The sequence below is a fragment of the Minwuia thermotolerans genome (genome assembly GCF_002924445.1).
Taxonomy (GTDB): Bacteria; Pseudomonadota; Alphaproteobacteria; order Minwuiales; family Minwuiaceae; genus Minwuia; species Minwuia thermotolerans.
In genome coordinates, this window is record NZ_PIGG01000026.1 from 124,619 (window position 1) to 149,031 (window position 24,413).

The 24,413-nt window shown below is 66.8% G+C and carries 24 protein-coding genes; 14 read left to right on the plus strand and 10 right to left on the minus strand.

Annotation, left to right across the window (positions count from 1 at the left end; genetic code table 11):
• Window positions 1-51 precede the first annotated feature (51 nt).
• On the plus strand, window positions 52-1,044 hold the full coding sequence (locus CWC60_RS06295) for an NAD(P)H-dependent glycerol-3-phosphate dehydrogenase (protein WP_109793140.1): 993 nt from the start codon (window positions 52-54) through the stop codon (window positions 1,042-1,044).
• Here CWC60_RS06295 and apbC read toward each other — a convergent pair.
• The gene (gene apbC, locus CWC60_RS06300; protein ID WP_109793141.1) at window positions 1,034-2,161 is read right to left on the minus strand and encodes an iron-sulfur cluster carrier protein ApbC; all 1,128 of its coding nucleotides are present in this window, start codon (window positions 2,159-2,161) and stop codon (window positions 1,034-1,036) included. The two genes, CWC60_RS06295 and apbC, sit on opposite strands and share 11 nt — an antisense overlap.
• A 290-nt stretch (window positions 2,162-2,451) precedes the next feature.
• Here apbC and hflK point away from each other — a divergent pair, with 290 nt between their 5' ends.
• Genes hflK through CWC60_RS06315 form a run of 3 tightly spaced genes read left to right on the plus strand, consistent with a single transcriptional unit; the run spans window position 2,452 to window position 4,628 of the window.
• Window positions 2,452-3,444, plus strand: a complete 993-nt coding sequence (hflK, locus tag CWC60_RS06305; protein WP_241147899.1) for an FtsH protease activity modulator HflK — start codon at window positions 2,452-2,454, stop codon at window positions 3,442-3,444.
• Window positions 3,441-4,427 (plus strand): protease modulator HflC, encoded by a 987-nt coding sequence (gene hflC, locus CWC60_RS06310; RefSeq protein WP_109793143.1) that lies wholly within the window; start codon window positions 3,441-3,443, stop codon window positions 4,425-4,427. Before hflK ends, hflC begins: the two co-directional genes overlap by 4 nt.
• A 12-nt stretch (window positions 4,428-4,439) precedes the next feature.
• The gene (locus tag CWC60_RS06315) at window positions 4,440-4,628 is read left to right on the plus strand and encodes a DUF2065 domain-containing protein (protein WP_109793144.1); all 189 of its coding nucleotides are present in this window, start codon (window positions 4,440-4,442) and stop codon (window positions 4,626-4,628) included.
• Window positions 4,629-4,740: 112 nt separating this feature from the next.
• On the opposite strand, the gene CWC60_RS06320 is transcribed toward CWC60_RS06315, so the two are convergent.
• The 4 genes from CWC60_RS06320 to CWC60_RS06335 are packed head-to-tail and all read right to left on the minus strand — an operon-like array spanning window position 4,741 to window position 8,456.
• A complete protein-coding gene (locus tag CWC60_RS06320; RefSeq protein ID WP_206419795.1) occupies window positions 4,741-5,079 on the minus strand; it encodes a tRNA-binding protein in 339 nt (112 codons plus the stop codon).
• Entirely contained in the window at window positions 5,076-6,668 is a 1,593-nt protein-coding gene (locus tag CWC60_RS06325; protein ID WP_109793146.1) for a rhodanese-like domain-containing protein, read from the minus strand. The genes CWC60_RS06320 and CWC60_RS06325 overlap by 4 nt, the downstream gene beginning before the upstream one ends.
• Window positions 6,665-7,261, minus strand: coding sequence for a cysteine dioxygenase family protein (locus CWC60_RS06330; RefSeq protein ID WP_109793147.1), 597 nt, complete (start codon window positions 7,259-7,261; stop codon window positions 6,665-6,667). The genes CWC60_RS06325 and CWC60_RS06330 overlap by 4 nt, the downstream gene beginning before the upstream one ends.
• Before the next feature lie 4 nt (window positions 7,262-7,265).
• Entirely contained in the window at window positions 7,266-8,456 is a 1,191-nt protein-coding gene (locus tag CWC60_RS06335) for an aminotransferase class V-fold PLP-dependent enzyme (protein WP_109793148.1), read from the minus strand.
• A 101-nt stretch (window positions 8,457-8,557) separates the two neighbouring features.
• On the opposite strand from CWC60_RS06335, the gene CWC60_RS06340 reads away from it, so the two are divergent.
• Window positions 8,558-9,088: a hypothetical protein gene (locus CWC60_RS06340; RefSeq protein WP_109793149.1), complete on the plus strand. Its 531-nt coding sequence runs from the start codon at window positions 8,558-8,560 to the stop codon at window positions 9,086-9,088.
• Between the two features lie 42 nt (window positions 9,089-9,130).
• On the opposite strand, the gene CWC60_RS06345 is transcribed toward CWC60_RS06340, so the two are convergent.
• Together CWC60_RS06345 and CWC60_RS06350 are read right to left on the minus strand one after the other, a co-directional pair.
• Entirely contained in the window at window positions 9,131-10,201 is a 1,071-nt protein-coding gene (locus CWC60_RS06345; RefSeq protein WP_109793150.1) for an LLM class flavin-dependent oxidoreductase, read from the minus strand.
• A 24-nt stretch (window positions 10,202-10,225) separates the two neighbouring features.
• Window positions 10,226-11,530: a paraquat-inducible protein A gene (locus CWC60_RS06350; protein ID WP_109793151.1), complete on the minus strand. Its 1,305-nt coding sequence runs from the start codon at window positions 11,528-11,530 to the stop codon at window positions 10,226-10,228.
• A 136-nt stretch (window positions 11,531-11,666) separates the two neighbouring features.
• On the opposite strand from CWC60_RS06350, the gene CWC60_RS06355 reads away from it, so the two are divergent.
• Window positions 11,667-13,013, plus strand: coding sequence for a globin-coupled sensor protein (locus tag CWC60_RS06355; protein WP_206419796.1), 1,347 nt, complete (start codon window positions 11,667-11,669; stop codon window positions 13,011-13,013).
• A gap of 114 nt (window positions 13,014-13,127) precedes the next feature.
• Here CWC60_RS06355 and CWC60_RS06360 read toward each other — a convergent pair whose 3' ends face one another.
• Window positions 13,128-14,039 (minus strand): hypothetical protein, encoded by a 912-nt coding sequence (locus tag CWC60_RS06360; protein WP_109793153.1) that lies wholly within the window; start codon window positions 14,037-14,039, stop codon window positions 13,128-13,130.
• Between the two features lie 239 nt (window positions 14,040-14,278).
• Here CWC60_RS06360 and CWC60_RS06365 point away from each other — a divergent pair, with 239 nt between their 5' ends.
• The 5 genes from CWC60_RS06365 to CWC60_RS06385 are packed head-to-tail and all read left to right on the plus strand — an operon-like array spanning window position 14,279 to window position 19,975.
• Window positions 14,279-14,668: a response regulator gene (locus CWC60_RS06365; protein ID WP_241147900.1), complete on the plus strand. Its 390-nt coding sequence runs from the start codon at window positions 14,279-14,281 to the stop codon at window positions 14,666-14,668.
• A 52-nt stretch (window positions 14,669-14,720) separates the two neighbouring features.
• Entirely contained in the window at window positions 14,721-17,489 is a 2,769-nt protein-coding gene (locus tag CWC60_RS06370) for a hybrid sensor histidine kinase/response regulator (protein ID WP_109793155.1), read from the plus strand.
• A complete protein-coding gene (locus tag CWC60_RS06375; RefSeq protein ID WP_109793156.1) occupies window positions 17,486-17,968 on the plus strand; it encodes a chemotaxis protein CheW in 483 nt (160 codons plus the stop codon). Before CWC60_RS06370 ends, CWC60_RS06375 begins: the two co-directional genes overlap by 4 nt.
• Before the next feature lie 10 nt (window positions 17,969-17,978).
• The gene (gene cheB, locus CWC60_RS06380; RefSeq protein WP_109793157.1) at window positions 17,979-19,085 is read left to right on the plus strand and encodes a chemotaxis-specific protein-glutamate methyltransferase CheB; all 1,107 of its coding nucleotides are present in this window, start codon (window positions 17,979-17,981) and stop codon (window positions 19,083-19,085) included.
• Window positions 19,082-19,975 carry a CheR family methyltransferase gene (locus CWC60_RS06385; protein ID WP_109793158.1) on the plus strand — a complete coding sequence of 298 codons (894 nt, stop codon included), beginning with the start codon at window positions 19,082-19,084 and terminating at the stop codon, window positions 19,973-19,975. Before cheB ends, CWC60_RS06385 begins: the two co-directional genes overlap by 4 nt.
• A gap of 113 nt (window positions 19,976-20,088) precedes the next feature.
• Here CWC60_RS06385 and CWC60_RS06390 read toward each other — a convergent pair whose 3' ends face one another.
• The gene (locus tag CWC60_RS06390) at window positions 20,089-20,595 is read right to left on the minus strand and encodes a hypothetical protein (protein WP_109793159.1); all 507 of its coding nucleotides are present in this window, start codon (window positions 20,593-20,595) and stop codon (window positions 20,089-20,091) included.
• Window positions 20,596-20,714: 119 nt separating this feature from the next.
• Window positions 20,715-21,269 (minus strand): MarR family winged helix-turn-helix transcriptional regulator, encoded by a 555-nt coding sequence (locus tag CWC60_RS06395; RefSeq protein WP_109793160.1) that lies wholly within the window; start codon window positions 21,267-21,269, stop codon window positions 20,715-20,717.
• A 536-nt stretch (window positions 21,270-21,805) separates the two neighbouring features.
• Here CWC60_RS06395 and CWC60_RS06400 point away from each other — a divergent pair.
• Genes CWC60_RS06400 through CWC60_RS06410 form a run of 3 tightly spaced genes read left to right on the plus strand, consistent with a single transcriptional unit; the run spans window position 21,806 to window position 24,367 of the window.
• Window positions 21,806-22,534: a 3-hydroxybutyrate dehydrogenase gene (locus CWC60_RS06400; RefSeq protein ID WP_420891149.1), complete on the plus strand. Its 729-nt coding sequence runs from the start codon at window positions 21,806-21,808 to the stop codon at window positions 22,532-22,534.
• 55 nt (window positions 22,535-22,589) lie between these two features.
• Window positions 22,590-23,342: an acetoacetate decarboxylase gene (locus CWC60_RS06405; protein ID WP_109793162.1), complete on the plus strand. Its 753-nt coding sequence runs from the start codon at window positions 22,590-22,592 to the stop codon at window positions 23,340-23,342.
• Window positions 23,342-24,367 (plus strand): patatin-like phospholipase family protein, encoded by a 1,026-nt coding sequence (locus CWC60_RS06410; protein WP_109793163.1) that lies wholly within the window; start codon window positions 23,342-23,344, stop codon window positions 24,365-24,367. Before CWC60_RS06405 ends, CWC60_RS06410 begins: the two co-directional genes overlap by 1 nt.
• Window positions 24,368-24,413: the final 46 nt, after the last annotated feature.

Here is a 24,413-nt window from a genome sequence, read left to right on the forward strand (position 1 = left end):
CAGGTGGGTTTTGCGTCCCTATGCCGCAGAAATCAGGGGGAAACGCAGTCGATGGAAAATCGTGACGAAAGGCTGATAGGCGTCGTCGGCGCGGGCGCCTGGGGCGCGGCTCTGGCGCAGTGCGCCGCCCAGGCGGATCATCCGGTCGTGCTCTGGGGCCGCGATCCTGCGCGGATGGCCGCCATCGCGGAAAGCCGCCGCCATCCCCGTCTCGAGGGGATGCGTCTGGATCGCAGGGTCGAATGCGTCGCCGACATGGCGGCGCTCGCGCCCGCCGCGGCCGTGGTGCTGGCGGTTCCCGCGCAGACGCTCCGCCCGGTGCTGGCGGCGCTCGCCGGGGTGCTGCGGCCGGATGCGCCCGCGGTCATCGCCGCCAAGGGGATCGAACGCGAGAGCGCGATGACGATGCCGGAGGTGGTTTCGGACCTCGATCCCCGCCGCCCGGTCGCGGTTCTCTCCGGGCCCACCTTCGCCGGCGAACTGGCGCGCGGACTGCCGGCGGCGGCGACGCTCGCCTGCCGCGACATCGCGCTGGCGGAGGAACTGGCCGCCGTCTTTCACGGCGTCAATCTCAGGCTCTACGCCAGCGACGACGTCACGGGCGCGGCGCTGGGAGGCGCGGTGAAGAATGTGCTGGCGATCGCCGCCGGCGCCGTCATCGGCGCCGGGCTCGGCTCGAACGCCCGCGCCGGGGTGATCGCCCGCGGCCTCGCCGAGATGACGCGCCTGGGCGAGGCGATGGGCGCGCGCACCGACACGCTCGCCGGTCTGTCCGGCCTCGGCGATCTGGTGCTGAGCTGCACCGACAGCCAGTCGCGCAACTTCTCCTTCGGCCACGCCCTGGCGCGCGGCGAGACGCCGGACGGCCAGCTCGTCGAGGGCGCGTTGACCGTCGGTCCGCTGCTGGCCCGGGCGGCGCGCCATGGCGCCGACATGCCCATCGCCGAAGCCGTGGACGCGGTCGTCAACCAGGGTGCGCCGCTGGACAGGGTGATCGCCCGTCTGCTCGCCCGCCCGGGGCGGCGGGAATCGACTAGCGGATGACGATCCGGGGCCCGCTGGAGGACTTTCCCAGGGCCGCGTCGATCTTCGCGGCCACCTTTTCCGCCACGTCGATGTAGGCCTGCGCGTAGTCGCTGTCCGGAGCCGATGCGACGATGGGATTGCCGGCGTCGGAGGTCTCCCGGATGGTCATGTGCAGCGGGATCTCGCCAAGGAAATCGGTCCCCAGTTCCTTGGCGGTCGCGCGCGCGCCGCCATGGCCGAAGATCTCCGATCGCTCGCCGCAGCTCGGACACAGGAAGTAGCTCATGTTCTCGACGATGCCGAAGACCGGCACGTCCACCTTGCGGAACATGGCCAGTCCCTTGCGGGCGTCGATCAGGGCGATGTCCTGTGGCGTCGAGACGATCACTGCGCCGGTGAGCGGCACGCGCTGGGCCATGGTGAGCTGCGCATCGCCGGTGCCCGGCGGCATGTCGACCACAAGTACGTCGAGCTCGCTCCAGTTGACGTCGCGCATGAGCTGCTCCAGCGCGCTCATCACCATCGGCCCGCGCCAGATCATCGGCGTGTCGCCCTCGATCAGGAAGCCGATGGACATGCATTCGATACCGTGGGCGCGCATCGGGTCGATGGATTTGCCGTCGGGCGAGTTGGGCTTGCCCTCCAGCCCCATCAGGCGCGGCACCGAGGGGCCGTAGATGTCGGCGTCCAGCAGGCCGACCTTGCGACCGGTCTGCGCCAGCGCCACGGCCAGGTTGATCGCCGTCGTCGACTTGCCCACGCCGCCCTTGGCCGAGGCCACTGCGACGATCGACTTCACGCCGGGAATGTCGGCGCGCTGATTCGCGCGGGCCTGGCCGCCCGGCGGACCCGCGGGCCGCTGCTGCGCCTGTCCCCCGGGGGTCTCGCGATGGGCGGTCAGCACGGCGGTCACCGATGTCACGCCCGGCAGGGCCTGCACGGCGTCCTCGCAGGCCCGGCGGAGGGGCTCCTTGGCGGCGCCCTGCTTCGGATCGACCTCGACCGCGAAGCCCACATTGCTGCCCTTGATCACCAGACCGGAAACCATGCCGGCCGACACGACGTCGCGGCCCAGATCGGGGTCCACCACCTGCGCCAGCGCCGCCAGGACGTCCTTCTCCGAGATTTCAGCCATTTGTTGAATACTCCACGTCCGGCCCCGATATCGGATCAGCTACAACTTTTCCGCCCGGCTATGTTTGCTCCGGGAGGGCCAACGTCATATAACGCGGAGCATGGACAGCCGAAAGATGGCGGCCGTGCGGCGCGCGCATTTCTCGTAGGATCGAAGGACACTTCATGCCCTGGAACAGTCAAGGCGGCGGATGGCAAGGCGGTAACGGGGGCGGCGGACGCGGCCCCTGGGGGCAGGGCCCCTCTGGCGGCGGCGGTCCGGGCGGACCGCAGCGCCCGGACTTCGAGGATATGATCCGGCGTGGCCAGGATCGCTTCCGCAGCATGATGCCGGGTGGCGGCGGCAATCGCAGCGTCATCCTCATCGTGGCGGTGATCCTGATCGCCCTGTTCGCCGTCTGGCAGATGAGCTACCGGGTCTCGCCCTCGCAGCAGGGCATCGTGCTGCGCTTCGGCGAATATGTGCGCACCACCCAGCCGGGCCTGAACTTCAAGCTGCCGGCGCCGATCGAAACGGTGCTGCTGCCCGAGGTCACCAAGGTCCAGCAGACCGACATCGGGTTCCGCAGGCTCGGTCCCGACCGCAAGAGCGAGATCAAGGACGAGAGCCTGATGCTCACCGGCGACGAGAACATCGTCGACGTGGAGTTCGCGGTGCAGTGGCGCATCGCCGACGCGGGCAAGTTCCTGTTCGAGATCGAGAATCCGCAGGCCACGCTGAAGGCCGTGGCGGAAAGCGCGATGCGAGAGATCGTCGGCCGCACGCCCATCCAGGCGGTGCTGACCACCGACAAGAGTCGTATCGAGCAGACGGTGCAGGAGCTCGTCCAGCGCACGCTGGACGACTACAACGCCGGCATCAACATCCTCGAGGCGAAGCTGCAGAAGGTTGACCCGCCGGGCAACGTGATCGATGCCTTCCGCGACGTCCAGCGCGCCAAGGCCGACCGGGAGCGCAAGAAGAACGAGGCCGACGCCTACGCGAACTCGATCGTTCCGGTCGCCCGAGGCGAGGCCGCGAAGATGCTGGAGGAGGCCGAGGCCTACAAACAGCAGACCATCGCGTTCGCTGAAGGCGAGGCGAGCCGCTTCCTGGCCATCGCCAGGGAATATGCGCAGAACACCGCCATCACCAGCCGCCGGCTCTATCTGGAGACGATGGAGGAGGTCATGAGCGGCATGGACAAGGTGATCATCAATCAGAGCGGCGGCTCGGGCGTGGTGCCCTATCTGCCGCTCAATGAACTGACCGGCAAGAACAGGAGCGGGGGCAACGCGCAATGAAAACTGCCGGCATCATACTCGGTGTGATCGTGCTCATCGTCGGCATCGTCGCCTGGAGTTCGATCTTCACCGTCCATCAGACGCAGCGCGCGATCGTGCTGCAGTTCGGCAATCCGGTGCGTATCGTCAATGACCCGGGCATCGACTTCAAGGTGCCCTTCGTCCAGGACGTGGTCTTCGTGGAAAAGCGCATACTCTCGCTTGATGCGGACCCGGAAGAAATCATCACCCAGGACCAGAAGCGCATGGTCGTCGACGTTTTCACGCGCTACCGGATCACCGACCCGCTGGAGTACATCAAGGCCTATACCAACATGCTGGCCCTGGAGGATCGGCTTGACACGATTGTCCGTTCGACCCTGCGCGACATCCTGGGCGACCAGCCCTTCACGTCGCTGCTCAGCGGCGAGCGAAGCGTGCTGATGTCGCGGCTGAGCCGGCGCGTGAACGACCAGATGTCCCAGAACGGCGTCGAGATCGTCGACGTGCGCATCAAGCGCGCCGATCTGCCCGAACAGAACAAGGAAGCGATCTTCAACCGGATGCGCACCGAGCGCGAACGCGAGGCCCGGGAGGAACGCGCGCTGGGCGACGAGGAAGCGCAGCGCATCCGCGCGAAGGCGGACCGCGATCGCACGGTGCTGCTGGCCGAGGCACGCAAGCAGTCGGAGATTCTGCGCGGCGAGGGCGACGGAACCAGGGCGGCGATCTTCAACTCCACCGCCGAGCAGTACCCTGATTTCTATGCCTTCTACCGCTCGCTGCAGGCCTATCGCGAATCCCTGAAGCGTGACGACACCACCATGGTGCTGAGCCCGACGTCGGAGTTCTTCCGCTATTTCGAGGACATCTCGGTTGTCGATCCGGATGCGCCGCCGCCGGCGGTCACGCCGGGTGGCGGGATCGCGGGCCCGAGGGGCACGCAGCCGCAACAGCAGCAGCCGGCGCAGCAGGAGCCCGCGCAGGCGCCCGCCGCCGACTGATCCCGGTCACCGATGCATGATCTGCTGGTGGCGCTGGCGCTGATGGTGGCCATCGAGGGCGCAGCCTATGCGCTGTTCCCCGATGGCATGCGCCGCGCCCTGGCGGTCCTGCTGGACCAGCCGACGGAACGAATCCGCCTGACCGGCCTCGTCGCCTGCATCGTGGGCGTCGGCTTGGTCTGGCTGCTGCGGGCTTCCTGAGCGTGGCGTCCTGGGGCTTGACCCCAGGACCCAGTCCCTTGGTTGAGACCGGGCCCTTGGATCAAGTCCAAGGGCAACAAGCCTGTGCGGTTCCGCCAGACATTGCATCGATCTAGTAAAGCCGGCCGCCGTTGGGGATCTTTCGCTCCGGGCCGATCAGGATCACCTCGCCGTTCTCGCCGGGAAAGCCGAGGGTGAGGCATTCGGACATGAACTTGCCGATCTGCTTCTTGGGGAAGTTGACGACCGCCGCGACCTGGCGGCCCAGCAGTTCGTCGGGTTCGTAGTTCGTTACCTGCGCCGAGGTCTTGCGCGTGCCGATTTCCGGCCCGAAATCGATCCACAGCTTCCAGGCGGGATTGCGCGCCTCCGGAAAAGGCTGGACGTCCGTGATCGTGCCGACGCGGATGTCGACGCGCCGGAACTCCTCGTAGGTCAGATCCCCGCTCAATCGAACCTCCTGAACTCGACCAGCCCGTCGCGCTCCACCTGGGCCACCAGTCCGACTTCCCATGTGAGGTAGTCCTCCATGGCCTGCCGGACTCCGCCCTGGTGGTCATAGGGTTTCCACCAGACGTCGTCCACCTGGGTCGTGGTCTTGCCGTCGAGCCCCTTTTCCAGCTCCCGTCCGCTCACGATCCAGGCATCGGTGCCGCCGGCCAGCACGCGCACCACTAGGTCAGGACGCGCGGCGGCCAGATCGGCCGCCGCATAGTGGGCGAGGCGGCCGTCAGGGGAAGTCAGCATCACCATGCCTACGGGCAGGGAGGCCACGCACTTCCCGATCCGGGAACGGACGCCCCAGAGCGCGCCGGGCACGTGACCCCTGCGGAAGGTCAGGCTGTCGGCAAGGTCGATCACGGCGACAGGTTCGCCGGAATCCTGCACCGCCTGCATCTCGTCGGCCGTGAGCGTGGCCCAGGGGCGGAACAGCGCCGGTTCCGTCTCGGCGGAACCCGTTTCCGGCGTTTCCGCCGCCTCGGTCAGAACATGGACGTCGTCGCGCCCCATCTGGATCAGCCAGCTCGCCGTCATCGTCGCGCGCACGCCGTCGGCCGAATCGCAGAGCACGATCCGCGCGCCCAGCACGCCGACATGTTCGTCCGTCGCCTGGACCAGCTGGCCGCCCGGGGCGTGACGCGCGCCCGGCCAGTGGCCGGCTTCGAACTCCTCTGCGGTGCGCACGTCAAGCAGGAACGTGGTCCTGTCCCGATCTTCGCGCCAGCCGGCGACGGTCCCGGCGTCCGTTATCCGCACGCCGAAACGCTTCGCTACGGCTTGCGCGCGCGCCTTTGCCTGTTCCAGCGCCTCGCCTTCGGGGACGGGCGCATGAACCGTCTCGCCGCGCGCGCATTCGAAGCCGGCCAGTTCCCAGCCCATGGTGCCGTCCTTCAACGCCATGACCGGATTGGGAATGCCCGCGTTGATCAGGGACTGCGAGCCGATGATGGAGCGCGTCCGGCCGGCGCAATTGACCACGACCGTGGTCGACGGGTCGGGCGCCATCGTGCCGACGCGGTAGGCGAGTTCGGCCCCGGGGCAGTCGACGCCGCCCGGGATCGACATACGGTGGAACTCCGGCATCGGCCGGCTGTCCAGGATCACCAGATCCTCGCCCCTGCGCTTCATCTCGGCCAGTTCGGCGGCGGTGATGCGCGGCGTGTCGTAGTGGTGCTCGACGAACTCGCCGAAAGCCTTGGAGGGTACGTTGACGCCGGAAAAGACCTCGAAGCCCTCGGCGCGCCACCCCGCGACGCCCCCGGTGAGCACGGCGACGTCGGCATAGCCCATCTCGCCCAGCCGCGCCGCGGCGCGGGCGGCCAGTCCCTCGTCCCGCGGTCCGCCGTCTGCGACAACCACCGGCGCCGTCCTTCGCGGTATCAGCGCGGGCGCCAGGAACTCCAGCCGGCTGAGCGGCACACAGCTGCCCAGGAAGATGTGCTCCTTCGAGAAGGCGCCTTCCTCGCGCGCGTCGATCAGCGCGATCTCGCCGCCCGAGGTCAGCAGGCGGCGCAGTTCCCTGGCGTCGATCTCCCTCATGCCGGCTCCGGCAGGTCCTGGATGGCGTCCGAGGCCGGGAAATGCTTCCAGTCGTGGGTCTCGGGCCGGTAGTAGCGGCGGCCGTGGAGCTGTTCCAGGCCCAGGCCGTACATGTGGAAGTTGAGCACCGGCGTCTCGCCGTGGATGTGGATCGAGTGCAGGTCCTCCGGCATCAGCGCGACGCCCTGGCCCTGCTTCACCATCACCTGTCCGCGCTCCCGAACGCCGCCTTCGGCGTGGTCGTAGAGCCGGTTCAGTTCCTCGCCCTCGATCCCGACGATCACCGCCCAGGTAGTGTGATCGTGGGCCGGCGAGTCGGTGCCGCCGGTCGACATCTGGGCGTAGAGGGCGAAGCGGTTGTCGTCATCCTCGTGCAGGCGATAGAGGGCGTTGTTGCGCTTCGACCCGGGCGCCGGTGGCGGGAAGTCCTCAAGCGGAAAAAGCTCCCGCTTCGCGGCCAGATCGACCAGCACCGCCTTGATGTCCTCCAGCGAGCGCCGCGTCACCCCCTGCGCCGTCTCGATGGCGCGGATGTGCATGACCGCCTCGTGCACCGCCTGCTTTCGCGCGTTCGAACGTTCTGTCGCATCCATCGATCTATCTCCCCAGCCGGGCGACCGCTTCGACGAAGCGGTCCACTTCTTCGAGGGTATTGTAATAGTGAACCGAGGCGCGGACGAGGTCCGGCAGATTCCTTTTCGTCATGTCGATCAGGGTCGAGCCTGCGTCGCTGACGGAAAGATTGATTCCCTGGCCCCCGAGCGTGGATCTGACTTCCCCGGCGGGCATCGAGCCATGGGTGAACGTGACGATGCCGCAGCGCCGGCGGCCGAGGTCGCGGACCGTCACGCCGGCGATCCCGGCGAGCCGCTCCCGGAGGATGCGCGCCAGTTCCGTCACGCGCGCCTCGATGCGTTCGATCCCGGTTTCCAGCATCAGGTCGACTGCGACTCCGAGACCGATCCTGCCGGCCTGGTAGTTCTCCCAGTTCTCGAAGCGGCCGGCGTCGTCGCGCCAGCGGAAACTGTCGGGCGCGGTCCAGGCCGCCGCCCTGAGGTCGATCACGGGCGGGGCGTAGCGCTCCATGGCGCGGCGGCTGGCGTAGAGAAACCCCGTTCCCCGCGGCCCCCGCAGATATTTCCGGCCCGTGGCGGAGAGGAAGTCGCAGCCGATCCGTTCGACGTCCAGCGCCATCTGGCCGGCGGACTGGCAGGCGTCCAGCAGGTATGTCGCGCCGGCGGCGCGGGCGACGCGGCCGATTTCCTCGGCCGGATTGACCAGCCCGCCATTGGTCGGGACATGGGTGACCGCGATCAGCCTGACGCGGTCGTCGATCAGATCCTCCAGCCGCGCGACGTCCAGCGCGCCGTCGCCGTCGCTGGGCACGACATCGACCCTGACCCCGCGGTCCCCGGCGGCCTTCAGGAAGGAGAGGTAGTTGGATGCGTATTCGGCTTCGGCGGTGAGAATCCGGTCGCCGGGCGACATGCCGTCAAGCACGGCGAAGAAGGCCTGATTCCATGCCACGGTCGCGTTCTCCACCAACGCGATCTCGTCGCGGCCGCAATTCAGGTAGGCAGCGATCGCGTCATAGGGCCGGGCGAGTTCCGCTTCCCGCATCGCGGAGGCCTCGTAGCCGCCGGTTTCCGCCTCCAGGTCCAGATGCCCCTTGACCGCTTCCAGCACCGCGCGCGGCATCAGTCCCGCACCGGCATTGTTGAAGTGAAGAACCTTGTCCGCCCCGGGCGTCTCCGCCCTGAGCCGCGCGATCTCCGTTTCCGTGAGCATCCGGTGACCCCCCTGCGACCAGCGGCGGCAAGGCTAGACGGAATTGGCGGCGCATACCATCTGTCAGGCAACCCGCCCACAGAGCGAGGGAGAACGAGAAGATGACCATGTCCGGATCGATCCTGCGTCCGCTCGGCATTCTGCTGGCGACGCTTACCCTGTCCACCGGAGCTGGCGCGGCGATCGGCGGACAGTCCAGCCAGGACTATGTGCTGATCCACAAGAGCGAGGGCGCAACGCCCGTGGTGTCCTGCCGGCTGGCCGATCGCTGGAGCGTGCGGGAACTGTCGGTGCTGCTGGACGAGCCCTTCCGCATCGATCGCAGTTCGCCGGAATGCAACAGGCCCGGGGCCGGCCCGCTGTTCGCCCTCGAACCCCGCAATGAGCCCGCGCCGGGCGTCGCGGCCCCGCCGGAGGTACCCAATATCGCCAGCTATTGCGTCTGCGACTACGAGTTCCTGGAAGGACTGCAGGATCGTTTCGCGCCGATCTATCGCCGCAAGCAGATTGCCGAAGAAATGGCGACGCAGGTGGCGCTGGAGGCTCAGCCGCGCCGCGACGACCTCTTCTGGTTCCGCCAGATCAACCCCGGCGCCAACATCGTCGGCACCGACGAGCGCGGCGAGGGCTGATCTCGCCATCGCTCGGGGGCCGGCGGCTTCGGCCCCGAAGGGTCACAGCAGCGGCAGTACTTCCCTGCCCATGCGCTCCAGATTGCGCATCGCCCTGTCGAGAGGCAGGCCGGGGGGCTTGGGCTGCCAGATCAGATGCCGCAGACCCAGCTTCGGCGCCCATTCGCGGATTCGGGCCGCCACCGTCTCGGGCGGCCCGACGAACCAGCGTTCTTCCATGAACGCCTGCGACAGGTAATAGGGATCGTCAGAGGTCAGCTTGCGGCGCTCGCCGGTTTCGGGATCCTTGACCGAGAGGCCCGTCCGCTCCGGCGCGTATTGCTGGCGGTAGACCAGGTCCAGGCTGTCGCGATGGGCTTCGACCGCTTCCTCGAAGCTGTCGCCGATCATGATCTCCCGCATCAGCGCGTGGGGCAGTCGCTCGACCCCCGCGGCGCGGGTCTGTTCGTCGAAATCCGCGAACTGGCGCGCTGCATGGCGCAGCTCGATCAGCGGGGCGACGATCAGGCCGGCGCGGTTGCGGATGACCCGGTCGCGCGCCTTTGGCGCCGCCGCGCCGATCCAGAGCGGCGGCCGGCCGGGATTGACCGGCGCGGGCCTGAGCGCGCCGTCCTTCACCCGATAGACGTCGCCGTCATAATCGAAGCGCTCGCCGGTCCAGGCGCGGTGCAGCACCTCAAGCGTTTCCTCGAAGGCGCGGGTGCGGCGGCGGTAATCGAAGCCGTAGGCGTCGAACTCGGCGGGGCGATAGCCCTGGCCCAGACCGATCTCCAGCCGGCCGCCGGAAATGTTGTCCAGCACCGCCAGATCCTCCGCCAGCCGCAGCGGGTGACCGTAGAGCGGCGCGATGGCGATCCCCTGGCCGATGCGGCAGTTCGGCGCCGCCCGTGAGAGCGCCGCGCCGGCAACGATGGGGGAGGGACAGTAGCCGTCCTCCTCGCCGTGATGTTCGCTGACCCAGATGGCGCGCATGCCCAGACGGTCGGCCTCCGCCGCCAGTTCCAGGGCCTCGCCGTAGACCCTGTCCCAGGTCTCGCCCAGGGCCTCGTGGCGCTGGAAACTGATGGTGATGCCGACCTCCAGGCGGTCGGCTCCTGTCTTCTCGTCGGTCACGGCGTCCTCCCCGGTCTGCCGATTCTACCGGTCCGCCGCCGGCTCCTCCCGCCAGCGCTGCACCAGTGCGGCCATCAGGATGCCGTACAGGGCGAAGATGAGAAAGGCCCAGAACCCAGGCTCCAGCGAGGTGCCGTTCGTGGTCAGGACCTCCAGGGGCCGTTCCGCTGCTGCAAGTTTTCCGAGCTGGTCGCCGACCAGGCCGCGCATGCCGATATAGGCCATGAACATGGCGACGACGAAGACGTCGGCCATGGCCCACTTGCTGGCGTGCCAGGCGAAGAAGCGCAACAAGGGACCGGGCGCCCCCGACCCCGGACGGAAGGCGAGCAGCGCGGTGGCGATGATCTTCGCCAGCGGGAAGCCGATGGAGAACAGCGCGATCAGACCGCCCACCAGCAGCATGTCGGGCTGCCCCGTGCGCGCCAGCACCTCCACAACCTCCAGGATGCTTTTCGACTGGAAGTAGATGACCTGGTTCTCGAAATTCACGGCGGCGCCCATCAGGTGGAAGCGCATCTCGGCCAGCCGCGCGTCGATCTGGATCATGGGGGCGCCGACGCCGGCATAGAGCAGCGCCGCCGCAGCGATGCAGAGCAGCGACGCGGTGAACCGCGGCTGCGTCCGGAAGCGGACGAACGCCAGCAGCACCAGCATCAGCGACGCCGCCACCATCGCCGCCAGCAGAAGCGTCGCTCGCCGGTCCGCGTTCTCGATGCGGACGCCCAGCGTGTCGCGGCAGGCGGCAGGCGAGGCGCAGCCATAGGCCGCCTCGATGTGGCGGAGCGGGCTCCGGTCGACTTCTGCGAAAGTGTCGCGGGCGACGCTCTCCAGCGCCCCGTGCAGCATATAGACGAGTTCCTTCTTCGTTTCCGGTTGCTGCAGTTCGTCGATCAGGGCGTCGGCGATCTCGGGCGCCTTTCCCCGCAATCCCGAGGCGTCGACCAGCAGCTCGACCGTACGGTTCGCCGTGGAGCCGAACAGGCGTTCCACCAGGTTGTCACCGCCATCCTCCAGCGAGGTCATGATGCGCGGCACCTCGACGATCAGCCGGTCCACCAGCCGTGTCAGCAGCGCCTTGATATGCGGGCGGTTTTCCGGCGTGACCTCGAATTCGTCGATCTCGCGCGCCGCGACGGTGGTCAGCCGCGCGACCCATTCGTCGGCGTCGAGGGCGCCGTAGCGGATGTCGTCCAGCTCGGCGCGTTGCGTCTCCCAATGGCTCAGCCGTCCGGCCTCGCCGACCAGAAGGATGGAAGCGGTCAGGATGGCGGCGACGAGCAACGCGCCGAAGACGGGATGGAGGGCGTGTGCGAGGGCGGGGCGCATGGCGTTTGATCTAGATCAAATCTGCACGGCGCGAAACATCCGTCGCCCTCCGCGCGGGTTTCGTTAACGCTCCTTTATGGTTCCGGAACCCATAAGGATCGCGAAAATCCTGACTCTCATTCCAGTGGAAAACATCATGTCCGACAAGGATCGTATCGAGGCCGACGAGCGCCTCCGCTTCATGGGCATCACGGACGAGGTCCGCGAGACGATGCGCGCCGCCTGGCCGGTGATCGAGCCGCAGCTAGAGGGGCTGCTGGGCGATTTCTATGCGCACCTGACAAGCCAGCCGCACCTGGCGCAGATGATCGGTGGCGACGCCGGGGTCGAGCGCCTGAGGAAGGCGCAGTACGCTCATTGGCGGCACCTGCTGTCGGGCGTCTTCGATGCCGAGTACTTCGAGCGCGTGCAACGCATTGGCGTGGCGCACCAGCGCATCGGTCTGGAGCCGCGCTGGTATCTTTCGGGCTACGGCTTTATCCTTTCCCGTCTCAGCCAGATCCTGCTGGCCCGCGCCAGCCGTTTCAGCAACCGCCGCAACGCTGCCGAGATGGTCGATGCGGTGACCAGGGCGCTGTTTCTCGACATGGACCTGGCCGTCACGGTCTACTGGGACGAAGTCCGCGCTGCCGCAACGCAGACGACCGCCCGTCATGCAGACGCCTTCGAGAAGGATGTGGTTGGCCTGGTCGAATCGCTGGCGGAGGCGGCTGGCAACATGCGGGTTACGTCCGAGACCCTGCGCGGCGGCGTCACGCAGTCGATCGACAACAGCACGCTGGTCGCCTCCGCGTCCGAACAGGCGACGTCGAACGTCCGCAATGTCGCGACCGCCGCCGAGGAGCTTGCGGCCTCCCTCTCCGAGGTCACCCGCCAGGTCAGCGAATCGACTCAGGTGACCCTTGGCGCGGTGGAACAGGTCAACCAGGTCAGCGGCCGCGTCAAGGGCCTGTCGGACGCGGCCGAGAAGATCGGCTCCGTGGTCGGTCTGATCAACGAGATCGCCAGCCAGACCAATCTGCTGGCGCTGAACGCCACCATTGAAGCGGCGCGCGCCGGTGAGGCCGGCAAGGGCTTCGCCGTGGTCTCCGCCGAGGTGAAGAGCCTTGCCAGCCAGACGGCGAAGGCGACCGACGAGATCTCCCAGCAGGTGAGGGGCATCCAGGAGGCGACGGCCGATTCGGTGCGCGCGATCGCCGAGATCAAGGCGACGATCGATCAGGTCAACACGATCGCCAACACCATCGCGGCCGCGGTCGAGGAACAGAACGCCGCGACCCGCGATATTTCCCAGAACGTCCAGCAGGCCGCGATCGGCACCCAGGACGTGACCGCGCGCATCGCGGAAGTCTCGACGGCCTCTCACCAGACCGGTCAGTCGGCCGAAGAAGTCGGCGCCGCCGCCACCGAGCTTGCGGAACGTTCCGAGCAGCTGCGTCATTCGGTGGGCAGCTTCCTGCGCAACGTACGGTCCGCCGCCTGAAGCCGGAACGCGGGCGCGGCTTCGGCCGCGCCTCCTGCGGGGCAACGAAAACGGGCCGGACGGAGTCTTCTCCGGCCGGCCCGTCTCTGTTCCGGGGGGTTGCCGCCGCGGCTTCTACCAGCCGCCGTAACGCATGAAGTTCTGGGCGATGAACGGGTAGAGCTTGGAGAGACCGCTGCGCATGGAGCGGCGGTCCTCGAAATCCATCTCCTTCCAGATCGGTTCGATCTCGGCCCAGATCAGCGTGTCGCGGTGCAGGTCGTCGCGTACATTGCGGATGAAGTCGATGACGTTGGGCACGTTGCGCAGCACCGACGCCATGTCCTGGAACTGGGCGTCGACGTTCTGGAACATGTCGCGATACTGCTTGATCGGGCTCGAGGCGAGCTGGTTGACGCGGATCGCGCTTTCCAGGCTCTGGCGGTCCTCCTTCAGCAGCGCCTGCATGGTGCGGATATGGCCGGGAATACGCAGGATCCAGTCGTAGTAGCTGCGCAGGGCCTCGACATAGGCCATCTCGCGGCCGATCTGCTCGACCATCTGGACGACCTCGTCGCGGGTTTTCAGACCCAGCTCCTCGGCTGCCTTCTGGAAGCCCTGCTGGACGTGCTTCTGGACTTCCGGCGTCTGAAGCAGCTCCTGGATCTCCAGCGGGTCGAGAACTCTGAAATCGCGCTGCGCCGCCCAGGCGGCAAGGCGGATGCTGAGGCGGTTCCTGGCGGTTTCGTAGTGCTGTTCCTCGATCGGCCAGGAGGCCGTCCCGTCCAGAATCTCGGTCGGTATCTGATCGCCGGGAACGATGTACTTGACGTGACTGAGGGCGCTCTCGGCGAGCTGCAGCAGTTCGTAGTCATGGGAGTCCGGCTCGATCCCGAACTCGCGTCTCAGGCTGTCCATCTCCAGCGCCGCGCGCAGATCGCCAAGCTCCACGCTCAGCATCGGCTTGCGGTCGACGCCTTCCCCGAAGATGTACACGCCGGGGACGCTGAAGACCCTGTTCTTGAAATCGAACTTGGTTAGTTCCATTCCCGCGCTCGCTCCGTGACGGTCGCCGACGACCGGCCCAGGCCGACCGTCTCTCGTTTGGACGTGCTGTATAGCGCTGGTTGCCTTAATTCTTTCTGAACTCCCTCTGTTCATCATCGCCGTCAACAAGTCGCGAGGCGCGGGTCCGATCCGGGCTCACACGCTTTGTTAAGACATATGATTAACACTCAGGCTCGAACCCGAGCGCCGGTCGAGCGGCTAGAACTGGAGGAGTATTGATGGCTGGTATGGACTTCGTCCCCTCAGTCCTCGTGGTGGACGACTTTCTTACGATGCGCCGCATCGTGCGTAATCAGCTCGAGGAAATCGGCTTCCGCGACATCGACGACGCCGAGGACGGCGAATCGGCGCTTCGCAAGCTGCGCAGCAAGGACTTCCATCTGATCATTTCCGACTGGAACATGCAGCCCATGACGGGGCTGGAGTTCCTGAAGGAGGTCCGTTCGGACCGCCGGCTGAAGAAACTGCCTTTCATCATGGTCACCGCGGAATCGAAGATCGAGAACGTCCAGGCCGCGCGCGAGGCCGGCGTGACCAACTACATCATCAAGCCGTTCACGGCGGAGGTCCTGCGCAAGAAGATCGCGGCGTCCTTCGCGGCGGCCTGAACCCGCGCGGCGGCGACAAAGACACCCCCAAGGCGTAATCCGGAGACAACAAATGGATGAACTGATCAGCGAGTTCATCGAAGAGACGCTGGAACAGCTCTCGGAGATCGAGCAGGACCTCGTCCACCTGGAGCAGGAGCCGAACCAGCCCGGCACCATCGACCAGCTTTTCCGCGTCGTGCATACCATCAAGGGCACCTGCAGCTTCATCAACCTGCACCGCCTGGGAACCGTCGCCCACGCCGCCGAGAACGTGCTCGGTCTGGTGCGCGAGAAGTCGCTGGAGCCGACGCCGGACGTGATTTCCGCCGTGCTGGAGGCGATGGACCAGATCCAGCGCCTGCTGGACGAGATCCAGGCCACCGGCGAGGAACCGGACGTGGACGTCTCGGTCCTGATCGCGAAGCTGGAAACCTTCGTCGACGCGCCGCAGGCGACCATCAGCAACGAGGATGATTTCGCGGACACAGCGGCCGCCGAAGCCGAGGAGCCGATCGCGCTGGTCGAGACCGCCGAAAATGACGCCGCCGAGAGCGAGCCCGGCGACAATCCGCTGTTCGCCACCCTGGCGGAGATACTTCAGGGCGCCGGCGGCGACGATGACGACGCGGAAGACGACGCGCCGGTGGCCGAAGCCGCCCCCGAGCCTGCCGCGCCCGCTGCCCCCGAGCCTGCCGCGCCCGCCGCCGCGGCGCCTGCCGCGCCGGTCGCCGAGGATGAGGAGGAGGCCGAGGAGACCTCGGCCCGCAACAGTTCCGCCCCCCGCGCCGCCACTCAGGGGCTGCGCGTCAGCGTGGAATTGCTGGAGCAGCTGATGAACCTGGTGAGCGAACTGGTGCTGACCCGCAACCAGTTGCTGCAGCTCGTCCGCGGCCAGTCCGACAGCGTCTTCCACCTGCCGCTGCAGCGCCTCAGCCAGGTTACCAGCGAGTTGCAGGAAGGGGTCATGAAGACCCGCATGCAGCCGATCGGCAATGCGTGGAACAAGCTGCCGCGCATCGTCCGCGATCTTGGCCTGGAGCTCGGCAAGAAGATCGAGCTGCACATGGAGGGCGCGGAAACCGAACTCGACCGTCAGGTCCTCGACATGATCAAGGACCCGCTGACCCACATGGTCCGCAATTCCGCCGACCACGGCATCGAAAGCCGCGAGGCCCGCAAGGCCGCCGGCAAGGCCGAGACCGGCAATATCTATCTCTCCGCGCGCCACGAGGGCGGTCACATCGTCATCGAACTGCGCGACGACGGGGCCGGCCTCAACGCCGAAGCCATCCGCCGCCGCATCGTGGAGCGCGGCCTGGTCAGCGCCGGCGAGGCCGAGGGCATGAACAGCCAGCGCCTCCACCAGTTCATCTTCGCGCCCGGCTTCTCCACCGCCGAGACCGTCTCGGCCGTCTCCGGCCGCGGCGTCGGCATGGACGTGGTGCGCACCAACATCGAGAAGATCGGCGGCTCCATCGACCTGCATTCGGCGCCGGGTCAGGGAACGGACCTGATCATCAAGATTCCGCTGACGCTGGCCATCGTCTCGGCCCTGATCGTCGAGAGCGCGGGCGAGCGTTTCGCCATCCCGCAGATTTCGGTGCAGGAACTGGTGCGTGTCAACGGCACCGCCGAGCAGCAGATCGAGGAGATCGACGGCGCCTGCCTGCTCCGGCTGCGCGAGCGGCTGCTGCCGCTGCTCTATCTGGGCGAGGTGCTGAAACTCAACGACAAGGGCCTGCACGACGTGCTGGAACGCAAGGAGCTTTTCGTGGTCGTCGCCCAGATCGGCTCCCAGCAGTTCGGCATCATCGTCGACAAGGTCTTCGACACCGAGGAGATCGTGGTCAAGCCTGTGGCGCCCATCCTGCGCGACATCCGCATGTTCTCCGGCAACACCATCCTGGGAGACGGCTCGGTCATCATGATCCTGGATCCGAACGGCCTGGCCACCACGATGAGCGCGAAGCAGGTGGAGCAGGACGACCGGGATGACGCCGCCGCCCTGGCGGCGGCGCAGCGCAAGATCGACCTGCTGATCTTCGAGATGCAGGACGAGACGCCGAAGGCGGTGCCGCTGTCGCTGGTGGACCGTCTGGAGGAGTTCGAGGCCGCGCGCATCGAGACCATCGACCGCCGCAAGGTCGTGCAGTATCGCAATGCGCTGATGCCGATCGTCGGGATGGACTGCCAGCTGCCGGATATCCGCGAACGTCAGCAGGTGATCGTGTTCTCCGACCACCAGTCCCATCTGGGCCTGGCGGTGGACCGCATCGTCGACATCGGCGCGGCGGAGATCAGCGTCGACCTCGACGCCATGGGCGAGGGCTGCCTCGGCACCGCGATCGTCGGCGGCCGCGCGATGGAAGTCCTCGACGTCTCCCACTACCTGCGCAAGGCCTATCCGGATCGCTTCGGCGAGAACCAGAAGCCCTATGAGGGCGAGGAGCCGGCTTATGCCTGGGAACTGCTGCTGGTCGACGACTCGGCGTTCTTCCGCAACATCGTCGGTCCGCTGCTGCGCAGCCACGGTTATCACCTGACCGTTGCGGAGCATCCCGATCAGGTGCTGGAGCTGCTGGACAACGGCGCGCGCTATGACGTCATCGTCAGCGATATCGAGATGCCCGGCATGGACGGCTACAAGCTGCTGCAGGAGCTGAAACGCCATCCGCAGTCCTCTGGCACCCCGGTGATCGCACTGAGCAGCCACAGCACGGAGGCCGACCGTCAGCGGGGCCGCCAGGCCGGCTTCCACGCCTACATCGCCAAGCTGGACAAGAACAACCTCATCGCCGCGATCGACGAGGCGATGAAGAAGCAGGAGATCGCCGCATGAAGAAGTCGAAGGACGTGCGCGTCGGCCTGTCCGAAAGCCGGAGCATCGTGACCAGCTTTCTGGGCAGCCAGATGTTCGGACTGCCGATCCTGTCGGTCAACGACATCATCCGGTCCCAGGCCCTGACCCGCGTGCCGCTCGCGCCGCCGGAGGTCGCGGGGGTCCTGAACCTGCGGGGACGGGTCGTGACCGCCATCGACATGCGCCGCCGCTTCGGCATGCCGCCGTCCGAATCCCGGGACAAGATCAGCATCGTCGCAGTCCACAATGGCGAATGGTACAGCCTGCTGTTCGACCGCGTTGGCGAAGTGGTGCCAGTCGACAGGGTGGTGTTCGAACCCAATCCGCCGACGCTGAAGCCGCAGCTCGCCGAACTGTCGACCTGCGTCGCCAAGCTGCCCGATGCGCTGATGGTCATTCTCGACATCGGGAAGGTCCTGTCGATCGGCAGCGATCTTCCCGTACTGTCCGAAGCCTGAGGGCCCCGACATGGCCGGGGTGACAACCGAATTGGCGCCACCCCGGTCGGATGGCGCCGGCGGCCTGCATGTGCTGGTGGTCGACGATTCCGTCTTCGCCCGCGCGATGATCGCGAAATGGGTCGAGGAGGCCCGGCTCGGCACCGTGGCGACCGCCGCGGACGGCGAGCAGGCCCTGAAGAAGCTGGCGGTATTTCCGGCCGACGTCGTGACGCTGGATCTGGAGATGCCGGTTCTTTCCGGCTACGAGGCGGTGCCGCGCATCCTGGCGATGCGTCCGGACATCCGCATTGTCGTGGTGTCCGGCCAGTCCGAAGCCGCCGCGCGCAAGACCTTCCGGGCGCTCGACCTGGGCGCCGTGGATTTCGTATCCAAGCCCGGCCCGGGCGACAAGGACGCCTTCCGCCACCAGATCGTCGAGCGCGTGCGTGCGCTGGGCGAGCGCCACGGATCGCGGCAGGCGAGGGATGCCGCCGCTGTGTTGCCGTCATCCGCGCCGGCGGTGGCGAAGCCACCTGTCCGCGTGCCTGAACCCCGCGGCGAACGGCCCGCCATCCTGGCGATCGGCGCCTCGACAGGGGGGCCGGACGCCCTGGCGCGGCTGCTGAAGGCGATCGGGCCCAGGATCAACGTGCCGGTGGTCCTCTGCCAGCACATGCCGGCGAAGTTCACCTCCATCCTGGCGGCCAACCTGACCCGCCAGACAGGGCTCGAATGCCGCGAGGGCGAGGACGGCGAACAGCTGCTGCCGGGCCGGGTCTATGTCGCGCCCGGCGACCGGCACATGCTGGTGCGCCGCAAGGGGGCGACTCATCACATCCATCTGTCGAGCGACCCGCCCGAGCATTTCTGCCGTCCTTCGGTGGATCCGATGTTCCGTTCGCTGGCCGAAGCCTATGGCCCCCGGGTGCTTGCCCTGGTGCTGACCGGCATGGGCACGGACGGGGCGAAGGGCGCGGCGGCACTGTCCGCCGCCGGCGCCAGCATCGCCGTTCAGGACGAGGAAAGCAGCGTGGTGTGGGGCATGCCCGGCGCCGTGGTCAAGGCGGGCGTCGCCACGACCGTTCTGCCTGTCGAAGCGTTGGCCGAACTGGTCAGAAAGAGTTGCGTCGCATGAGGATGAGCAAGGAAAGCTTCAGGGTGTTCCGGGACGTCCTGAACCGGCATACCGGCAATATCCTGAGCGACGACAAGGAGTATCTGGTGCGCTCCCGGCTCGCGCCGCTGGCGACCCAGCTCGGGTTGCCGGACCTGGACGCCCTGGCCGCCCGGATGCACGGCCCGGCCTCCAATGAGGCGGTGGGCGGCCTGATCGACCGGATGACGACGCACGAGACCTCGTTCTTCCGCGACGTCGCGCCCTTCGAACGGCTGGCCTCCACCATCTTGCCCGAACTCCTGCCCCGGCTGGGCATGGACAGGACCCTGCGCATCTGGAGCGCCGCCTGCTCCACGGGCCAGGAACCCTACAGTCTCGCCATCACGCTCAGCAGCTTCTTCCGCAGCCATCCGGGCTATCGCTACGAGATCACCGCCACCGATGTCTCGCAGCAGTCGATCGAACTGGCCAAGCGGGGGATCTATACGGATTTCGAGGCCCGCCGGGGCATCGGCGAGACCGACCTGCAGCGCTACATGGAGCCGCATGGCGACGGCAGCTGGCGGGTTCGGAACGAGATCCGACAGCATATCGCCTTCCGCACCGACAATCTGCTGTCGCCGGCGGTGCCCGCCAACCGCTTCGACATCATCTTCTGCCGCAACGTGCTGATCTATTTCGACCGCGACGCCAAGCGCCAGATCCTGGAGCGCCTGCCGCGCTATTTCCGCAATAACGACGGATATCTGGTGCTGGGCGCGGCGGAATCGACGCTGGGGATCACCGACCTCTACCAGCGCCCGGCCGGCCTCGCCTTCGGGGTGTTCACCCTGGCGCAGCCCGGGACCGCCGCCTCGACGGCCGGGCCCGCGACGCCGTCACGCATGCCGCTGGCCAGCGGCGGCTGACCGACGCCGCCGTCCGCGGCGCGCGGCGGTGTGCCGCCAGGGCAGGACACCTGTCCGATCGCTTCCGATGATGATTTCCGGAGAGTAGCCCGCGGGCGCGCGGGCGGGCTGCGTCAGTCGTTGAGCAGCGCGTCGATGGCGGCCTGATCCATGGCTTCCTTGCCGGTGCTGGGGCCGTGAAGCAGGGCGTCGTCGGCATGGGGTTCGCGCGCCGTCGTGGCGTTCAGGGAGGTGCGGGTGCCGTTGGATCCGGCGGTTTCGCTGAGATGCTGACGGACGATCAGCAGGCGCTGGCTGACCAGGTCCTGAAACCCGCAGGCCGTCAGCATGTCCATGCACCGCTGGCGCACGGCCGCGTCGGCGCCGGCGTCCTTCATGACCGTTTCGGCGGCGTTCATGATGTCGACGGCGGCCTGGGCGATGGTCTGGAGGCTCTCGTCGATCTGGGCGAGACATTGGCTCTTCGCCGTCTCGTTGAGCGCGATTCCGCCCTTGGCCGGACGCCGCTCCGCAGCCTCCACCACAGCATTGATGTAACTGATCGCCTCGTACGGCGACACAGGGGTCTTGCGCCCCTTGAGTGCATCCACGTAGGGCGCGATCTCCGACTGCAGGCTCATGCGAACGTCCTCCTCGGCAGCCTTCGTCAGGACAGCGGTTCTCGAGGCTAGCCGTGCCGGGACTGACAAATTGTTAATTGCACTGAAAAAATCGCCGCAGCGGCGGGTTCGTTCCGGGATCAGTCGCCCGGCGCGCCGAAGCCGGCGCCTTCGGTCATGCGCGCCAGGCCGTCGCCGTGTCGCGCCGGATCGGTCTCCGCCTCCATCGCCGCCTGCTCCAGCAGGCGGGCAGCGGCCGCGATCATCGTGTCGAAGCCGCCCTTGTCCCGGGGCGCCAGCGACCCGAGAGTACGCGCGAGCAGGCGCAGCGGATCCCGTTTGAGGAACCGCCGGCCCGCCTCGGTTACCACGACTTCCTTGGAACGTCCGTCGTGGCGCGAGGCGGCGCTGTTCAGCAGGCCGCGGCGGACCAGCGTCGAGACGGTCTGGGAGGCGCTGGCGGTCGAGGTGCTGTTGTACTCGGCGAACGCCTTGACCGTGCGCTCCCGGGGGCCGGCGCCGGCGAAGAAGCGCAGCGCAGCCCATTGCGAGGACCGCAATTCGCGCGCCTCGCCGACCGCATAGGTCATAGTCATCAGCCGTTCCAGCATCTGGGCAGTCAGGTAGGCGGATTGCTCTGCCTCGTCGGCTGTCGGTTCGGATGGCATGAAACGATCTATTTCCTTCATCTCCATGCGGAGCCTCCTGGCGGGAGCCGGCCCGGTCACACCGCCGGTGCGCCGGTCACGGGTAATAATGTGAACCCACTTTCCAGTAAACCACCGGAGGCCGACGTCGGGCTCGCCGTCAAGTAGTACACATCACGATCATGACAGCCTGACGGACAAACCCCGCGCCGGACGCAACAAGGGCCGGCGATTACTGGACATATTGCGAGGATGCATACGCACAAGCCGGGCCGTCCGATCATTTTCGTGGCCAGAGCAAGTAAATGGCGCGGCAAGCCGGGATCATTCCACTGTCGTTACATATTCTCGCGGCCAGCGCATCGGAACAGATTGTTGCCGCACCATCTTTCAAATTGCATTTCGACAAATACTGCGGTGCAAAAATGAGATTGCTGCAACGCAAAAAATGCCTGTATCCTGACCACATTGCTCCGGTGCACACTTACCGGGCACAAGTTCTGGGCCGCAAGGGAAGGGGCACTTCGATGACACGTCCGCAGAATGTTATCGTTACCGGATCAACCAGCGGAATCGGCTTGGGCATGGCGCATTCCTTCGCCCGGGCCGGCGCTCGGGTGGTGCTCAACGGTCGCCGTCTGAACGACGCCGCGGAGGCGGTGCTTTCCGAATTCCGTGAGCGCTATGGTCACGACAATGTGATCTTCGCCGCCTGCGACGTGGCCGATCCCGGCCAGGTCGAGGAGATGGTGTCGGGAACCGTCGAGACATTTGGCAGCGTCGACGTGCTGGTCCAGAACGCCGGCATCCAGCATACGTCCAGCGTGCATGAGTTCCCGCTGGAGAAGTGGGACCAGATCATCGCCGTCGACCTTTCCTCGGTCTTCTACGGCATCCGTGCCGCGTTGCCGCGCATGCTCGCCCAGGACTTCGGCCGCATCATCAACGTCGCCTCGGTGCACGGCCTGATCGCCTCGAAGGAGAAGGCCGCCTATGTCGCCGCCAAGCACGGCGTCGTGGGCCTGACCAAGGTGACGGCGCTGGAGACCGCGACCGTCAATATCACCTGCAACGCGATCTGCCCCGGCTGGGTGCTGACCCCCCTGGTGGAGAAGCAGATCCACGCCCGCGCCGCGGCCAACGGCACGAGCTTCGATGAGGAAAAGCGGAAGCTGGTGGCCGAGAAGCAGCCCAGCCAGGAATTCGCCACGCCGGAGCAGATGGGCGCCCTGGCGGTCTTCCTCGCATCGGAAGCCGCGGCCCAGATCACCGGCCAGGCCCTGCCCGTCGATGGCGGCTGGACCGCCCAGTAGAACAAGAAAAGGCATCCGGGGAGGGGCGCACCGCCTCCAGCGAAGGAACCAGCCGATGGATCAGACCGCCGTACTCTCTGCGCCCTCCATGCCGTTGATGAACCCGAGCTACCCGAAGGGCCCCTACCGGTTCATCGACCGCGAATACTTCATCGTCGTCTACGAATCAGACCCCGACGCGATCCGGGCCGTGGTACCGGAGCCGCTGGCGCCCAACGGCTCGAACCGCGTCTTCTACGAATGGATCAACATGCCGGATTCGTCGGGCTTCGGTTCCTACGAGGAGTCGGGCACCGTGATCCCGTGCATCTTCGAGGGCAGGCCGGTGAACTACACGGCGATGATGTTCCTCAACGACGAGCCGCCGATTTCCGCCGGCCGCGAGATCTGGGGCTTCCCGAAGCGCTGGGGCGTGCCGAAGCTTTCGGTCAAGGTCGACACCCTGACGGGCACGCTGGACTATTCCGGCGAACGGGTGGCCATGGGAACGATGGTCTACAAGGAGCAGGGCACCTTCCGCGATCCGCAGGAACGGGCGGAGATGCTGGCCAACACCCAAGTCAATCTGAAGCTTATCCCCGATGTCAACGGCCGGCCGAAGATCGCCCAGCTGGTCGCCTACAACCTCACCGACATCACCGTGAAGGGCTACTGGTCCGGACCGGCGCGGCTGCATCTGGTGCCGCACGTCAACGCGCCGGTGGCCGACCTGCCGGTCCGCAGGATCGTCGGCGGACGGCACTTCATCGCCGATCTCACCCTGCCATACGGGCGGGTGATCCACGACTACCTCGCGACTGCGAACTGATGGCCGAGCGCAATGGCAAGCCGCTGATCAACATCGCACTGCAGGGCGGCGGCGCCCACGGGGCATTCACATGGGGCGTCCTGGACCGCCTGTTCGAACGGGATCTCGTCGAGGTCGAAGGGATCGTGGGCACCAGCGCCGGCGCCATGAACGCCGCAGCCCTGGCCCACGGCCTCGCCATCGGCGGGCCGGAGGGCGCGCGGGCGACCCTGCGGCAGTTCTGGAAGGCGATTTCCGACGCCGCGCGCTCCAGCCCGCTGCAGCCTAGTCCCATCGACCGGCTGTTCTCGCCGGGCAACATGGACTTCTCGCCGCTCTGGGCGACCTATGACGCGATCTCCAAGGTCTTTTCGCCCTATCAGCTCAACCCGATGAACATCAATCCGCTCAAGGAGGTGGTGGAATCGGTCGTCGACTTCGAGGCGATCCGGAGCGCGAAGGACGTGAAACTGTTCATCTGCGCCACCGATTGCATGAACGGGCGCATCCATGTCTTCAAGGGCCGGGAGATCACCTGCGAGGCGGTGATGGCTTCGGCCTGCCTGCCCTTCCTGTTCCAGGCCGTCGAGATCGACGGGCGCTTCTACTGGGACGGGGGCTACATGGGCAACCCGCCGATCTATCCGCTGATCTACGGCACGAAGAGCTCGGACGTCCTGATCTGCCAGATCAACCCGGTCGTGATCGAGAAGCTGCCGACCACGGCGCAGGAGATCATCGACCGGATCAACACGCTCAGCTTCAATTCCTCGCTGATGCGGGAGATGCGGATCATCGATTTCGTCACCTCCCTGATCGACAAGGGCCATCTGGACCAGGAGCACTACAAGCGCCTGCTGGTCCATGTCGTCGAGGCCGAAGCGGAGATGCGCGATCTCAGCGTTTCCTCGAAGCTCAATGCGTCGTGGGAATTCCTGATGTACCTCTTCGACCTGGGCGTGCGGAAGGCGGACGAATGGATCGACGCCCACTACGACAAGCTGGGCCGGGAGGGCTCGGTCGACATCAAGGCCAAGTATCTGTGACGGGCGACATGCGGCGGCCGGGCCGGACGCGCTAGACTGGCGCGCA